This window comes from Pseudomonas entomophila L48 (assembly GCF_000026105.1).
GTDB lineage: Bacteria > Pseudomonadota > Gammaproteobacteria > Pseudomonadales > Pseudomonadaceae > Aquipseudomonas > Aquipseudomonas entomophila.
In genome coordinates this window covers 1,068,531-1,080,969 of sequence record NC_008027.1, presented here as the reverse complement: position 1 = coordinate 1,080,969, position 12,439 = coordinate 1,068,531, and the positions used below count along the sequence as shown (strand labels likewise).

The 12,439-nt window shown below is 64.8% G+C and carries 10 protein-coding genes; 1 reads left to right on the top strand and 9 read right to left on the bottom strand.

Annotated elements, in window-relative coordinates; translation table 11 throughout:
- Window positions 1–77: 77 nt before the first annotated feature.
- Window positions 78–2,633 (top strand): sulfite reductase flavoprotein subunit alpha, encoded by a 2,556-nt coding sequence (locus PSEEN_RS04785; RefSeq protein WP_044488676.1) that lies wholly within the window; start codon window positions 78–80, stop codon window positions 2,631–2,633.
- A gap of 77 nt (window positions 2,634–2,710) precedes the next feature.
- Here PSEEN_RS04785 and PSEEN_RS04780 read toward each other — a convergent pair whose 3' ends face one another.
- The 9 genes from PSEEN_RS04780 to pilW form a co-directional block, all read right to left on the bottom strand.
- A complete protein-coding gene (locus PSEEN_RS04780) occupies window positions 2,711–3,502 on the bottom strand; it encodes an amidohydrolase (protein ID WP_011532353.1) in 792 nt (263 codons plus the stop codon).
- Window positions 3,490–4,638 (bottom strand): pyridoxal phosphate-dependent aminotransferase, encoded by a 1,149-nt coding sequence (locus PSEEN_RS04775; RefSeq protein WP_011532352.1) that lies wholly within the window; start codon window positions 4,636–4,638, stop codon window positions 3,490–3,492. The genes PSEEN_RS04780 and PSEEN_RS04775 overlap by 13 nt, the downstream gene beginning before the upstream one ends.
- Window positions 4,639–4,807: 169 nt before the next feature.
- Window positions 4,808–6,274, bottom strand: a complete 1,467-nt coding sequence (gene der, locus PSEEN_RS04770) for a ribosome biogenesis GTPase Der (protein ID WP_011532351.1) — start codon at window positions 6,272–6,274, stop codon at window positions 4,808–4,810.
- Between the two features lie 116 nt (window positions 6,275–6,390).
- Window positions 6,391–7,560, bottom strand: a complete 1,170-nt coding sequence (bamB, locus tag PSEEN_RS04765; protein ID WP_086009437.1) for an outer membrane protein assembly factor BamB — start codon at window positions 7,558–7,560, stop codon at window positions 6,391–6,393.
- Window positions 7,535–8,176 carry a tetratricopeptide repeat protein gene (locus PSEEN_RS04760; RefSeq protein WP_011532349.1) on the bottom strand — a complete coding sequence of 214 codons (642 nt, stop codon included), beginning with the start codon at window positions 8,174–8,176 and terminating at the stop codon, window positions 7,535–7,537. Before PSEEN_RS04760 ends, bamB begins: the two co-directional genes overlap by 26 nt.
- Window positions 8,177–8,214: 38 nt before the next feature.
- Entirely contained in the window at window positions 8,215–9,501 is a 1,287-nt protein-coding gene (hisS, locus tag PSEEN_RS04755; RefSeq protein WP_011532348.1) for a histidine--tRNA ligase, read from the bottom strand.
- A gap of 25 nt (window positions 9,502–9,526) precedes the next feature.
- Window positions 9,527–10,636, bottom strand: a complete 1,110-nt coding sequence (gene ispG / locus PSEEN_RS04750; RefSeq protein WP_011532347.1) for a flavodoxin-dependent (E)-4-hydroxy-3-methylbut-2-enyl-diphosphate synthase — start codon at window positions 10,634–10,636, stop codon at window positions 9,527–9,529.
- A 3-nt stretch (window positions 10,637–10,639) separates the two neighbouring features.
- Entirely contained in the window at window positions 10,640–11,674 is a 1,035-nt protein-coding gene (locus PSEEN_RS04745) for a RodZ domain-containing protein (RefSeq protein WP_011532346.1), read from the bottom strand.
- Window positions 11,671–12,432 carry a type IV pilus biogenesis/stability protein PilW gene (pilW, locus tag PSEEN_RS04740; protein WP_011532345.1) on the bottom strand — a complete coding sequence of 254 codons (762 nt, stop codon included), beginning with the start codon at window positions 12,430–12,432 and terminating at the stop codon, window positions 11,671–11,673. The genes PSEEN_RS04745 and pilW overlap by 4 nt, the downstream gene beginning before the upstream one ends.
- Between the last annotated feature and the right edge of the window lie 7 nt (window positions 12,433–12,439).

Here is a 12,439-nt window from a genome sequence, read left to right as displayed (position 1 = left end):
GGTCATGGACGGGGCTTTTGCGCATCAAGGCATAATGCACGCCGCACGGGCTCTGGCGGCAACACAAGGTGATCGATGTGGTGAAGAAGACGCTGTTCCAATTGCACTGGTTCTTTGGCATCACTGCAGGCCTGGTGCTGGCGCTGATGGGCATCACCGGTGCCATCTGGTCGTTCCAGGAAGAACTGCTGCGTGCATTCAATGCCGACGTGCTCAAGGTCGAGGTACGCCAGGAAGGCGTGCTGCCCCCGGCCGAGCTGGTACGTCGGGTGGAGAGCGCGCAAGGCGACAAAGTCTCGATGCTCTGGGTGGATACCCGCGAGGGCAACGCCGCGCGGATCTTCTTCACCCCGCCTCCAGGCAAGCGCCGTGGCGAGTTGCGCTATGCCGACCCGTACACCGGCGAACTCAAGGGCGACGTCGCGGGGTTGGGTTTCTTCGACTTCGTGCTCAACCTGCACCGTTTCCTGGCCATGGGCGACACCGGCCGGCAGATCACCGGTGCCTGCACCCTGATGCTGATCTTCTTCTGCCTCTCCGGCCTGTACCTGCGCTGGCCGCGCAAAGCGCTGAACTGGCGTGCCTGGCTGACCCTGGACTGGGCGAAAAAAGGCCGTGCATTCAACTGGGACTTGCACGCGGTGTTTGGCACGTGGTGCCTGCTGTTCTATCTGCTGTTCGCCCTGACCGGACTGTTCTGGTCCTACGAGTGGTATCGCGAAGGACTGAACACACTGTTGGCCGACAAGCCGGCCGCAAGCGAACAGAAGCGCGGCGAAGGCCGTGGTGGCCGCCACGGCCCGCCCAAGGCCGACAAGAACGCGCCACCGCTGGTGGTCGACTACGACGCCATCTGGGCCAACCTGAAAGAGGCAGCCGGCCCTGGATTGTCGGCCTACAACCTGCGCCTGCCCCCCGCAGGCGGACAACCGGCGACCTTGTTCTACCTGCTCGACGGCGCCGACCACGAGCGCGCGTTCAACACCCTCACCCTCGACCCGGCCACCGGGACGATCAAGCGTCACGAGCGCTACACCGACAAATCGTTCAAGGCCCAGCTGCTGCAGAGTGTCTACGCCCTGCACGTGGGCAGCTATTTCGGCCTGCCGGGGCGGATCATCGTCACCGTCGCCAGCCTGACCATGCCGCTGTTCTTCGTCACCGGCTGGCTGCTGTACCTCGACCGCCGCCGCAAGAAGCGCCAAGTCCGCGCCGCCCGTGGCGCGGTGGACACCGCAGCGAACACGGGTGACAGCTGGCTGATCGGCTTCGCCAGCCAGAGCGGCTTCGCCGAGCAGCTGGCCTGGCAGAGCGCCGGCCAACTGCAGGCTGCCGGGCTACCTGTGCAGGTGCGCCCACTGGCGCAGTTGGGCGAGTCGGACCTGCGCCAGGCCAACCGCGCGCTGTTCGTGGTCAGCACGTTCGGTGACGGCGAGGCGCCGGACAGCGCCCGCGCCTTCGAGCGCAAGGTGCTGGGCCAGCCCTGGGCGCTGGATCACCTGGACTATGCCCTGCTCGCCCTGGGTGATCGTCAGTACCCGCACTTCTGTGGCTTCGCCCGACGCCTGCAGGCCTGGCTTGGAGCGCGCGGTGCCAGTAGCGCCTTCAGCCCGGTTGAAGTGGACAACGCCGACCCCGCTGCACTGCAAAGGTGGCAGCAGGAACTGGCCCAGCTAACCGGCACCCGCCCGCTGGCCGCCTGGCAGCCTCCGAGTTTCGACAACTGGCGCCTGACCCAACGAGCGCTGCTCAACCCTGGCAGCCAGGGTGCCCCTGTCTACTTGCTGGGCCTGCGACCTCCCGCACCTGCAACCTGGGAAGCCGGAGACCTGGTGGAAATCCTGCCTCGCCATGGCCTGGAACGTGTCGACACGTTCCTCACCGGTCTCGGACTGCCTCCTGAAAGCCCGGTGCAGCGCGACGGCCTGAATGAAACTCTCGTCCAGGCCCTGGCTAGCCGCCAGTTGCCGCAGAGTCGCGAGCATTTGGTCGGCCTACACGCCCAGGCGTTGGTCGATGCATTGATCCCGCTGACAGCACGCGAGTACTCGATTGCCTCCATCGCCAGCGATGGCGTGCTGGAACTGATCGTGCGCCAGGAGCGCCACCCCGACGGCAGCCTGGGCCTGGGTTCAGGTTGGCTGACTGAATACCTGCCGTTGGACGGCACGGTGAGCCTGCGCTTGCGCCGCAACAGTGGTTTCCATCTGCCCCAGGCGCCCGCCCCCATGGTTCTGATCGGCAACGGTACTGGCCTGGCCGGGCTGCGCAGCCTGCTCAGGGCACGCATTGCAGCTGGCGAGCAGCGCAACTGGTTGCTGTTCGGTGAGCGCAACGAGGCCCATGACCTACTGTGCGGCGCCGAACTGCAAGGCTGGTTGCGCGATGGCGACCTGCAACGGCTGGACCTGGCGTTTTCGCGGGACCAAGCAGAGAAGGTCTATGTGCAAGATGTGCTGCTGCAGCACGCCGCCGAGTTCAAGCGCTGGGTCGACGAGGGCGCATGCGTTTATGTCTGCGGTAGCCTGCAAGGTATGGCCGCAGGTGTAGATGCAGCGATAGGCGGGATCCTGGGGAACGATGCCGTGCAACAGCTGATCGAGGATGGGAGGTATCGGCGGGACGTGTACTGATCTTGCGACTGTTCGCCGGCAAGCCGGCTCCTACAGGTCACATGCCTTTGTAGGAGCCGGCTTGCCGGCGAACCGCTTCAATGCAATTCGAAGGTATCGGCATCCAGGTTCGCCGGGAATCGGGCACGATACGCCGCCAGTTCCGCCGCACGCAGCACCACGGTGAATACCCCGTCAGCCTCCCCCGCGCTCAACAGGCTCTCACCCTGGAAGTCCAGCACCTGGCTGTCACCGGAATAGGCAAAGCCCTTGCCATCGGTACCCACCCGATTCACCGCCGCCACGAAGCACAGGTTCTCGATACCCCGCGCCGGCAACAGGCGGTTCCAGTGCAGGCGCCGCGCCGCCGGCCAGTTGGCGGTGTACAGCAGCAGGTCGGTGTCCTGGGCATCGCGGCTCCACACCGGGAAGCGCAGGTCGTAGCAGATCAGCGGACGCACGCGCCAGCCCTTGATCTCGAACTGCACCTGACGCTCACCTGGGGTGTAGTGCTTGTGCTCGCCGGCCATGCGGAACAGGTGGCGCTTGTCGTAATGCAGGATCTCGCCATCGGGGCGCGCCCACAGCAGGCGGTTGCGGTGGCTGCCATCGGCGGCCTGGATGATCACGCTGCCGGTGATCACTGCGTTGGCTTTCTTCGCCTGGGCCTTGAGCCACTTGTAGGTGGGGCCGTTTTCCGGCTCGGCAAGGCTTTCGGACTCCATCGAGAAACCGGTGGTGAACATCTCCGGCAGGACCACCAGGTCCACCTCGCCGGCCTGCCCGATCAGTTCCTCGAAATGCGCGTAGTTCGCCTCGCGGTCGTGCCAGGCCAGGGTGGTCTGCACCAGGGCGATTTTCAGGTTCGGCAGTTGGCTCAGATCGCGCATAGTTTCTCCGCTGCCTGGCGCAGCGTCTCCTCACGTTTGGCAAAGCACAGGCGCACCAGGCGTTGCTCGGGGATGGGGTGCTGGTAGAACACCGATACCGGGATACTGGCCACGCCATGTTCGCGGGTCAGCCACAGGGCCATGTCGACATCGTTCAGGTCGGGCCGGATCTGCGAGTAGTCCACCAGCTGGAAATAGGTGCCAGGGGTGCGGGTGAAGGTGAAGCGCGAACCCTGCAACAGTTCGCAGAACAGGTCGCGCTTGGCCTGGTAGAAGCCCGGCAGTTCATCGATGTGCTCGGGGTATTCGGCCATGAAGTCGGCCAGGGCGCATTGCAGGGGCGTCACGCCGCAGAAATTGACGTACTGGTGCACCTTGCGCAGCTCGGCGCTCATCGCTGGTGGCGCGATCACGTAACCGGTCTTCCAGCCGGTGACGTGGTAGGTCTTGCCGAACGAGCTGACGACGAACGCCCGGGAATAGAGCTGCGGGTGGGCCAGCACGCTGGCATGGCGCACGCCATCGTAGATCAGGTGTTCGTAGACCTCGTCACTGACCAGGTAGATGTCGCGGTCAGCGATCAGCTTCGCCAACTGGTCCAGGTCGTCACGGCTGATCAGCGCCCCGCTGGGGTTGTGCGGCGAGTTGAGGATAACCATGCGCGTACGTGGGCTCAGGGCGTCGCTGAACGCCTGCCAGTCGATGCTGAAGCTGCCGTCGCGCAGCGGCACATGCACGCAGCGGCCACCGGCCAGCTCCACCGATGGCTCGTAGCTGTCGTAGCTTGGGTCAAAGACGATCACCTCGTCACCGGCATGAACCACGGCCTGGATGGCGCAAAAGATTGCCTCGGTCGCACCCGGGGTGATGGTCACTTCCTGGTCGGCATCGACACTCACGCCATACAACCGGGCGACTTTCGCAGCGACCTGCTGACGCAGGGCCGGTAGGCCGGTCATGGGCGAATACTGGTTGTGCCCGGCGGCCACATGACGGCCAACGGCATCGAGCAAGGCCTGGGGGCCGTTGAAGTCAGGGAAGCCCTGGGAGAGGTTGAGCGCACCGGTCTGCATGGCCAGTTGCGACATGGTGGTGAAGATGGTCGTGCCGACATTCGGCAGTTTGCTGCGGATCATGGAGCCCTCTTTCCTGGGGTTTGTCCGGCACGGGGTTGGCTCCGAGCATAGCGGATCGAGCAGTCAGGAAAAAGGTTGAAACACTAGGGGGATTGCGCTGGGTCAAGCAGGTTCGCCGGCAAGCCGTCTCCTATGTAGGAGCCGGCTTGCCGGCGAATGGCCGCAACCGTTACTTGCGCTTGTCGCGGCGCTTCTTCTCGGCCTTCTTGTGGTGCGACATCAAACGGCGCTTCTTGTTGACCTGGCGATCGGTGAGGGTGTTCTTCTTGCCCTCGAACGGGTTGTCACCGCCCTTGTACTCGATACGGATCGGCGTGCCGACCAGCTTGAGCACCCGGCGGTAGGTGTTCTCCAGGTAACGCGAGTACGAGTTGGGGATCTTGTCGGTCTGGTTGCCGTGGATCACGATCAGCGGCGGGTTGGCACCACCGAGGTGGGCATAGCGCAGCTTGATGCGACGGCCGTTGACCAGCGGCGGCTGGTGCACGCTGATGGCGTCTTCCAGGATCTGCGTCAGGCGGCTGGTCGGCCAACGGGTGACCGCCGACATGAACGCGGCCTGCACCGACTTGTACAGGTGGCCCACGCCAGTGCCATGCAGCGCCGAAATGAAGTGGATGTCGGCGAAGTCGACGAAGAACAGCCGGCGCTCAAGCTCGGTCTTCACATAGTCGCGCTCGCCCGGCTCCATGCCGTCCCACTTGTTCAGGGCGATGACCACGGCGCGGCCGGCGTCCAGGGCGAAGCCCAGCAGGTTGAGGTCATGGTCGACCACGCCTTCGCGGGCGTCCATGACGAAGATCACCACGTTGGCGTCCTTGATCGCCTGCAGCGTCTTCACCACCGAGAACTTCTCGACTTCCTCGTGGATCTTGCCGCGCTTGCGCACACCCGCGGTGTCGATGAAGGTGTACTTCTCGCCATCGCGCTCGAACGGGATGTAGATACTGTCGCGGGTGGTGCCCGGCTGGTCGTACACCACCACGCGCTCTTCACCGAGCATGCGGTTGACCAGGGTCGACTTGCCCACGTTCGGGCGGCCGATGATGGCGATCTTGATGCCATCCTTCTCGCTCGGGCCGGGGATGCGCGTCGCTTCCTCGCCTTCGGCGACGTCCTCGTCGAGGGCGTCCTCGACCGGGTCACGCGGAATGTGGCCGAGCACGGCCTCCATCAGCGCGTTGATGCCGCGACCTTGCGAGCCGGCCACCGGAATGGCGTTGCCCATGCCCAGCGGCGAGAACTCGGCGCGGGCGACATCGGCGTCGATGTTGTCGATCTTGTTGGCAACCAGGATCGCTTCCTTGTTCCGCTTGCGCAGGTGCTCGGCGATCATCTGGTCAGCGGCGGTCATGCCGGCACGGGCATCGACCAGGAACAATACGTAGTCGGCTTCCTCGATGGCCATCAGCGACTGCTCGGCCATCTTCTCGTCCATGCCCACTTCGTCACCGGTGATACCACCGGTGTCGATGAGGATGTAGGAACGACCCTGCCAGCTGGCGTCGCCGTACTGGCGGTCACGGGTCAGGCCCGACAGGTCGCCGACGATGGCATCGCGGGTCTTGGTCAGGCGGTTGAACATGGTGGATTTACCGACGTTCGGCCGGCCCACCAGGGCGATTACGGGAACCATGCGGCTCTCCACTCTTGAATTCTTGAAAATGCAAAGGCCGCTGCAGAGCAGCGGCCGGTGTTCGGGCGGCGTTTCCTACGCCGCGGCCTGAGCCGTTGACGGTCTCAAGCTTAGCTTCAGCGGATGGTCAGTGCCTCGAGCTTGCCGCTGTTGCCAAAGACATAGATGGTGTCGCCGACCACCAGGGGGCGGGCGCGCAGGCCATCACTGTCGATACGCTCACGGCCGACGAAGCGGCCATCGACCTGGCTGAGCAGGTGCAGGTAACCTTCGAAGTCACCGACAGCCACATAGCTGGAGAACACTTCCGGCGCCGACAGCTGACGGCGAGCCATGGTGTCGTTGCTCCACAGGGCGCTGGACGAACGCTCGTCGATACCCTCGACGGTGCCCGACGCCTCGCTCACGTAGACGTTGCCGAAGCCCTGGGCGACACCCACGTAGCTGGAGGCATCGCGCTGCCACATGACGCGGCCGCTTTCCACATCCAGGCCCGCGACGCGGCCCTGGTAGGTGCTCACGTAGAGGGTGCCACCGGACAGCAGCAAGCCGCCGTCGATGTCCACCACGCGATCCAGCTCGGAACGGCCCTGCGGGATGGCCACGCGGCTCTCCCACACCGGCACGCCGTTGCTGATATCGACCGCCACCACCTTGCCGGTGGACAGGCCGGCCACGGCCAGACGGTTGGTCACCACGGGTGCGCCGGTACCGCGCAGGGTCAGTACGGCCGGGGTGTTCTCGTAGATCCAGCGACGGTCGCCAGTGGCGGCGTCAAGGCCGATCAGACGGTCATCCTGGGTTTGTACCACCACCACGTCGCCGTTGTTGGCGGGCGGTGCCAGCACTTCACTGGTGACGCGGGAACGCCAGCGCTCCTCACCGGTGCTGGAGTCCAGGGCAATGACCTCGCCCTTCAGCGTGCCCAGCATGACCAGGCCGTAGCCGACGCCCACGGCGCCGGAAACCGGCAGCTCGAGGTCCTTCTTCCACACCACGTCGCCGTCGAGGCGGTTCAGCGCGAAGACCTTGCCAGTGACATCAGCGGCGTAGATACGGTCGTTTTCGATGGCCGGTACCAGGGTGTTGTACGTCTCGCCCTGGCCGTCACCGATCGAACGGCTCCACTGCTTCTTCAGCACCACTTCCTCGGTGAACTTGGTCAGCTCGGCCGGGGGCAGTTCCTTCTTGCTGTTGCTGCTGCAACCCGCCGCCAGCACGGCGAGGGTGAGCACTGCTGCTTGTTTCCAACCCTTCACTTCAGGCGTCCCCTTTGGCCAGGTCATCCAGCTTCAGTTGCAGGCCACCGATCGCGGCGTCGTCGGACAGCGCGGCCTTGGCTTTTTCGTAGGCGCTGTGCGCGTCGTCGGCGCGACCCAGCTGTACCAGCAGGTCGCCCTTGAGCTCCTCGCGGCTGGCGAGGAAGGCCTTGTCGGTGTCGCCGTCGAGCAGCTTCAGCGCGTCTTCGGCCTTGTCCTGGGCGGCCAGTACTCGGGCCAGGCGCTGGCGCGAAATCTCGCCCAGGGTGGCGTCGGCCGGCTTGTCCATCACGCCTTTGAGCTCGCTGGCCGCGTCGTCCAGCTTACCGCTGTCCACCGCCACTTTAGCCACGAACAGGCTGCCGTACTGGGCGTAGGCGCTGCCGCCGAACTCGCTCTTGAGCTTGCCGGACAGTTCGGCGACCTTGCCCGCGTCAGGCTGGCCGCTTGGGGTCAGCGAGGTTTCCAGCAGGGCCTGATACAGCGCCGAGGCGCCTTGCGACTGGTTGGCCTGGTACTTGTGCCAGGTCTGCCAGCCCATCACCACCACGCCGGCCAGCAGGGCGCCGGTCAGCAGCGGCTTGCCGTTGCGGTTCCACCAGTCCTTGGCCGCTGCCAGGCCTTCATCATCGGTACTCGACACCCCAATACTCCTATTCGCCTATTCGTTGTTGAACCGCGTTACGCCTGGGCGATCGCGGTTTCCAGGTGCGCGGCAAGCGCATCCCAGGCAATGTTCTGTTGTTCGCCCTGACCACGCAGGGGCTTGACGCCGATTTCTTGCTTGGCCAGTTCGTCATCGCCCAGGATCAGGGCGAACAGCGCGCCGCTCTTGTCGGCTTTCTTGAACTGGTTCTTGAAGTTGCCGCCACCGGCGTTGACCGCCAGGCGCAGGTTTGGCAGGCGATCACGCAGTTGCTCGCTGATCTTCAGGCCAGCCAGCTCCGCCTGCTCACCGAAGGCGCACAGGTAGACGTCGATGGTACGGCTGATCGACTCAGGTACCTGGCCCAAGGTTTCGATCAGCAGCAGCAGGCGCTCGATACCCATGGCAAAGCCAACGCCGGCGGTCGGCTTGCCGCCCATCTGCTCGACCAGGCCATCGTAGCGCCCACCGGCGCAGACCGTACCCTGGGCACCGAGCTTGTCGGTGACCCACTCGAACACCGTCTTGCTGTAGTAATCCAGGCCGCGTACCAGCTTGGTGTTGATCACGAACGGGATGCCAGCAGCGTCAAGACGGGCCTTCACGCCTTCAAAGTGCACGCGGGACTCTTCGTCCAGGTACTCTTCGAGCTTCGGCGCGCCCACCAAGGCGGCCTGGGTGCCCTCGTTCTTGCTGTCGAGGATACGCAGCGGGTTGCTCTTCAGGCGGCGCTGGCTGTCTTCGTCCAGCTGATCGATGCGCTGGGACAGGAACTCGACCAGTGCATCACGATAACGCGCACGGGCTTCGCTGGTGCCCAGGCTGTTGAGTTCCAGCGTCACCGCATCCTGAATACCCAGCAACGCCCAGAGGCGCCAGGTGAGCATGATCAGTTCGGCGTCGATATCGGGGCCGGCCAGGTTGAACACCTCGACACCGATCTGGTGGAACTGACGGTAGCGCCCCAGTTGCGGGCGCTCGTGGCGGAACATCGGGCCCACGTACCAGAGCTTCTGCACTTGGCCATTACCGATGATGCCGTGCTCGAGCACTGCGCGCACGCAAGCGGCGGTACCTTCCGGGCGCAAGGTAAGCGAGTCCTTGTTGTCCTGGAAGGTGTACATCTCTTTCTCGACGATATCGGTGACTTCACCGATCGAGCGCTTGAACAGCTCGGTGAACTCGACGATCGGCGTGCGGATCTGGCTGTAGCCGTAGCTGTCCAGCAGGCCGGCCACGGTGCCCTCGAAATAGCGCCACAGCGGCGACTGGTCGGGCAGGATGTCGTTCATGCCACGGATGGCTTGCAGCGATTTGCTCACGAGTAGTCCTTACGAATTCTGTGTATCAGCCACGGGCGATCAGCGCCGCGTCGGCCTCGGCCTTCTCGGCCGCTTTCTGGCGGATGAGCTTTTCCAGCTCGTCGACCAGGTTGTCGTTGTTCAGTTTCTGCGAGGGCTTGCCGTCGATGTAGACCAGATTCGGGGTGCCGCCGGTCAGGCCGACGTGCGACTCCTTCGCTTCGCCCGGGCCGTTGACCACGCAACCGATCACCGCCACGTCCAGCGGCACCAGCAGGTCTTCCAGGCGCCCTTCCAGCTCGTTCATGGTCTTGACCACATCGAAGTTCTGCCGCGAGCAGCTCGGGCAGGCGATGAAGTTGATGCCACGGGAACGCAGGTGCAGCGACTTGAGGATGTCGTAGCCGACCTTCACTTCCTCGACCGGGTCGGCCGCCAGCGAGATGCGAATGGTGTCACCGATACCTTCGGCCAGCAGCATACCTAGGCCGACGGCGGATTTCACCGTCCCCGAACGCAGGCCACCGGCTTCGGTGATCCCCAGGTGCAGCGGCTGGATGATCTGCTTGGCCAGCAAGCGGTAGGCTTCGACGGCCATGAACACGTCGGAAGCCTTGACGCTGACCTTGAAGTCCTGGAAGTCCAGGCGGTCCAGGTGCTCGACATGGCGCAGCGCCGACTCGACCAGCGCGGCGGGCGTGGGTTCGCCGTACTTCTTCTGCAGGTCTTTTTCCAAGGAGCCGGCGTTGACACCGATGCGGATCGGGATGCCACGGTCACGGGCGGCATCGACCACCGCGCGCACGCGGTCTTCGCGGCCGATGTTGCCCGGGTTGATACGCAGGCAGTCGACGCCCAGTTCGGCCACGCGCAGGGCGATCTTGTAGTCGAAATGGATGTCGGCGACCAGCGGCACGCTGACCAGCTTCTTGATCTTGCCGAACGCCTCGGCGGCGTCCATGTCCGGTACCGAGACACGCACGATGTCCACGCCGGCATCGACCAGGCGCTGGATCTGCGCCACGGTGGCGGCGACATCGTTGGTGTCGGTGTTGGTCATGCTCTGCACCGCGATGGGGGCATCGCCACCCACCGGCACATTGCCGACCCAGATTTTGCGGGATTCGCGACGTTTGATCGGAGATTCGCCGTGCATGACTTACTGTCCCAACTTCAGGCGAGCGGTTTCGCCACTGGTGAACGGAGCGACATCGACCGCCTGGCCGTTGTAGCTCACCTGGGCGCCACGGGCGAAGCCCAGGCGTACCGCGAACGGTGGCTTGCCGGTCAGTTCCAGGTTATCGCCCTTGCGCTTGATGGCGCTGAACAGCACCTTGCCGTTGCCGTCGGTGACCTGGGTCCAGCAATCGGCGGTGAACTGGATGTGTACGTTGGCGCTGCCGGCCGGAGCAGGCGCGGCCTCGACGGCGGGTGCCGGCGCAGCCGGTGCGGGAGCGACAGCCACGGGAGCGGCCGGGGCAACCGGTGCGGCAGGCGCTGCCGGAGCGGTTGGCGCCGCGGCAACAACCGGCGCTTGCGGCGCGGTGACGGGTGCGGCCGGCGCAGGCGCGGTTAAAGGTGCCGCAGGGGCTTCGGCGGTGCTGGCCGGTGCCTGCTCGCTGGCGGCCGGTTCCAGAGGCAGCGCTTCGCTTTCTGGCTGCTGGCCTTCGCTCACGGCCTGGTCTTCCGGCTCGTCCAGCGGGTGGATCTGGGTGGTGCCGTCGGCGCTTTCGACCTCGACATGCTCCAGGGCGATCTTGGCCAGGTCCTTGCCGCGCAGGCTGGTATTGTCCTGCCACCAGAGGAAGCTGCCACCGACCACGGCCACCAACAGCAACAGGCTGACCACGCGCAGGATGTTGTGGGACAGGCGCACCGGCTCCTCGATGCGGCCCAGGGCATGCACTTCACTGCCCTTGGCGTGGGTGCCGGTGATCTGGTCGAACGCCTCGACCAGCGGTGCCTGGTCCATGTCCATCAGCTTGGCGTAGGCACGGATGTAGCCGCGGGCGAAGGTGTGCCCCGGCAGCTTGTCGAAGGCGCCGTTTTCCAGGTTGTTCAGCGAAGATACCGTGAGGTTGAGCTTGCGAGCGACCTCGGCCTGGCTCCAGTCCCGTTTCTCGCGGGCCTGGCGCAAGACATCACCGGGGTTCTGGCGAGTCGCTGCTGCTACTTCAGTGTGCGCGGCTTTCATCGTTGCTCCGACAGGTATTGCTGATATTCCGGCGTACCGGGATAAAGTCGTTGTAATTGCTGGCCCAGGCGGGCCGCGTCACCCTGGTCGTCGAGGGCGCGGGCCAGGCGGCTGCCCAGCAGCAGGCTGCGGGCATTCTGGTCGCTCAGCTGGCTGAATCGATCGTAGTAGTCCCGGGCCGGCACATAATGCCTGTTTTCGTAGGACAACTCAGCCATTTCGAGCAAAGCCTTCGGTTGCCGCTGATTGAGCCGAAGGGCTTTTTCCAGATAGTCGCGGGCCTGCTCGCCCTGCCCCAGCTTCAGGGCCGTCAGCCCCAGGTTCTCGTAGACCCGGGAACGCTCAGGATACAGGGTATCGGCGGCGGCCTGGCGGAACATCGCCTGGGCTTCGCCAAAGCGGCCCTGAGCATATAGGAAACTGCCGTAGTTGTTGCGGATTCGTGTGTCATCCGGGCGCACGGCCAGCGCTTGCTGGAAGTGCTGGGTGGCGAGCAAGGGCTCGTCTTGCGCCTGGAACACCAAGGCCAACGCCGCATGGGCGTCGGCATCGCGGCTATCCAGAGCCAAGGCCTTGCCCAGCGGCGCCTTGGCCTGCTCGGTCAAACCTTGTTGCAAATACCCCATCCCCAGCTGCACGTAGGCTCGCCCCGCCTCCTCACGCCCCTGGCGGCTGGCCAGGGGATCGCCCGCGCCACCGGACACGCAGCCGGCCAGCAGCGAAAGCGTCAGGATCGACAGCGCGGTGCGCAGGGTCATGAGTGCT